We start from the raw sequence: 2,833 nt of genomic DNA, 5'->3' as shown, positions 1-2,833 counted from the left end.
GGCGTCCCCGGACCGGCCCGGACCCCTTCACCCGCCGCCACCACCGACGACCGGAACGGCCCGGGCCGGCACGCCCGGAGGCATCCCCGGCCGAATCGGTGCGTGCCGGATCGCCGGGGAGGGGATCGGTCCGGGGAGGGGCGCCCCGGGCCGGACCGGTATCCGCCCGATCGGCCCCGGACGGGCCGCCGGTGGAGGACCCGGACCCGGGCGATCCGTCGGGCGGGCCGGCCGGCGTCCCGGCGAGCGCCGCCCGTACTCCGGCCGGGGTCAGCGGCCCGACGGCGCCCAGCACCTTCGCCACCTGGGGGGAGAAGACCGGTGAGGCCACCACCACCTCGGCGGTGGGGCCGTCGGCGACGACCTCGCCACCGGCCAGCACCACCACCCGATCGGCCGCCTCCGCCGCCGACTCCACGTCGTGGGTGGCCAGCACCACCGCGTGTCCCTCGGCCGCCAACTCCCGCACGATGGCCACCAGGCGCGCCTTCGCCGCGTAGTCCAGCCCCCGGGTGGGTTCGTCCAACAGCACCAGTGGTGGGCGCGCGGCCAGGATCACCGCCAGGGCCAGCGCCAGTCGCTGCCCCTCGGACAGGTCCCGGGGGTGGGTGTCGTCCGCGATGCCCGGCAGCAGCCGGGAGAGCAGGGCCCGACAGGTGCCGTCGGGGGCGCCGGCGTCCGTGTCGGCCGTCGCGCACTCGGCGGCGACGGTCTCCGCGTACAGCAGGTGGCGCGGGTCCTGCGGCACCAGACCGACCCGGCGCAGCACCTCGGCCGGCCCGGCACGGTGCGGTTCCAGGTCCGGCGCCCCCGTGCCGGTGCCCACCAGGACCTCCCCGGCCGCGGGCGGGTGAAGGCCCACCAGGGAACCCAGGAGCGTGGACTTCCCGGAGCCGTTCCTTCCCATGAGGGCGATCACCTCGCCCCCGCGCACGGTGAGTTCGCCCCCGCGCAGCACCTCCCGCCGGCCCCGGCGCACCGACAGCCGCCGGACCGTCGCCAGGGGCGGGCCCGTCGGTTCCCCGCCGACAGGGGGGCGGAGGTCCGCGGCGGCCAGGCGCTCGCGGAGCGGGCCGGCCAGCCGGCGGGCCGCGCGCACCGACAGCGGAGGGGGATGCCACCCGGCGATCCCCGCCAACTCCACCACCGGCGGGTACACCGGTGAACGCGTCATCAGCGCGGCCGGGTCCCCCAACTCGGCCGGGCGGCCGTCGCCGGGCAGCACGAGCAGCCGGTCGGCGTACTGCACCACCCGCTCCAGTCGGTGCTCCGCCATCAGCACGGTGGTCCCCAGGTCGTGCACCAGACGTTGCAGCACGGCCAGCACCTCCTCGGCCGCCCCCGGGTCCAGGGCGGAGGTCGGCTCGTCGAGCACCAGCACGGACGGGTGCACGGTCAACACCGAACCGATGGCCACCCGCTGCTGCTGCCCACCGGAGAGGGTCTCCAGGGGGCGGTCCCGCACCTCCTCCAGACCCAGCAGGTCGAGCGTCTCCTCGACCCGGCGCCGCATGGTAGCCGGGGGGAAACCCAGCGACTCCATGCCGTAGGCGAGCTCCTCCTCGACGGTGCCGGTGACGAAGTGCGAGAGCGGGTCCTGCCCCACGCTGCCCACCACGTCGGCGAGGTCGCGCGGCCGGTGGGTACGGGTGTCACGACCGGCGACGGTCACCCGCCCGCGCAGCGTGCCACCGGTGAAGTGCGGGACCAGCCCGCAGACGGCGCCCAGCAGGGTCGTCTTCCCGACGCCCGAGGGGCCCACCAGCAGGGTGAGTTCGCCCTCGGGCACGGTCAGGTCCAGGCCCTCGAGGACGGGACGGTCGGCGCCGTCGTGGAGGACGGACACCTCGGAGAAGGTGATCACGGGCGGTGCTCCGGTTCTGGCCCCTCGGGAAGGGGACGGGATGGATCCGCGGCGCCGACCGCGTGCCGGTCGGGGCGGTCCCCGGCGTGGCGGTCCAGGAGCACCAGGCGCTCCCGCAGACGGCGCTCGGCGAGGAGGTCGAAGTCCGTTCGCCGCCCGCTCTCCCGGCTGCGGGCGATCAGTTCCCCGGCGGTGCGCCGGGTCCGTTCGGGGTCGGCGGCCTCCAGACCGAGGCCGGGCAGGGGCCCGAGGGGGCGGGAGAGCCGCCGCTCCAGGGCGAGGTGGAGCCGGCCGAGCAGGGCGCCGAGACGGTGGGCCTCGTGGAGGGTGAGCGCGGCACCCTCCAGATGGCGGCCGGCGACCCAGGGGTGCACGGCGTAGGAGCGGTTGCCGAGCGACAGGACTGATTTTCCGTCACGGTCGGTGAGCGGGGGGCAGACGGGGAGGCCGTCCCGGCGGAGGGCGGCGACGACCCGGTGGGCGGTCTCCACGGGGAGGACGGATTGATCATCGCCGCCCAGGTGGTGTTTGAGGAAGAAACGACCACGGGTGGTGACGAGGTGGTATCCGCGATTGAGCAACCCCCGGTTGAGGCGGGTACACGTGCGGGGGTCGCCGATGTCGAATCGGCGCAGGATGGAGCGGAGATCCCGCCTCTGGGGCGGTGCGAGACCGAGCGGCACGCCGGCATCGTAGATCACTCTGGGCAACGCCCATGATGCATGCAGTTAATAAGATCAGTGTGGTGTTGCGGTCTGTCGCGCCTCGCGCGCCCCCGCTCGAACGCCCGCGCGTTCGTGGTCGACGCATCCGAGGAAATCGTTTCACCACCACCCCCACGATGGACGAGTGACCTCTCCCGAGCCCTCCCGGGGCCTCGCGTCACTCGAAAACGGTGACACAGCGTGTTCGATGGGGGTGCTCGATCCCCTGTCCCCGGTCCCCGCGAAACGGTCCCGACGCTGTCTC

Annotated in this window: 1 protein-coding gene and 1 pseudogene; both read right to left on the bottom strand. The window is 74.9% G+C overall.

Annotated features, from left to right (window positions below; all coding sequences use genetic code 11):
• Nucleotides 1-238: 238 nt before the first annotated feature.
• Nucleotides 239-1,864, bottom strand: a pseudogene (locus FNQ90_RS18565) (ABC transporter ATP-binding protein); the annotation flags it as partial.
• Nucleotides 1,861-2,565, bottom strand: coding sequence for a phosphotransferase (locus tag FNQ90_RS18560; protein WP_182607410.1), 705 nt, complete (start codon nt 2,563-2,565; stop codon nt 1,861-1,863). The pseudogene FNQ90_RS18565 and the gene FNQ90_RS18560, both read right to left, overlap by 4 nt.
• Between the last annotated feature and the right edge of the window lie 268 nt (nt 2,566-2,833).

The organism is Streptomyces alkaliphilus (assembly GCF_014141535.1).
Classification (GTDB): Bacteria; Actinomycetota; Actinomycetes; order Streptomycetales; family Streptomycetaceae; genus Streptomyces; species Streptomyces alkaliphilus.
The sequence above is the reverse complement of the archived record's forward strand: the minus strand, read 5'-3'. Positions and strand labels throughout refer to the sequence as shown.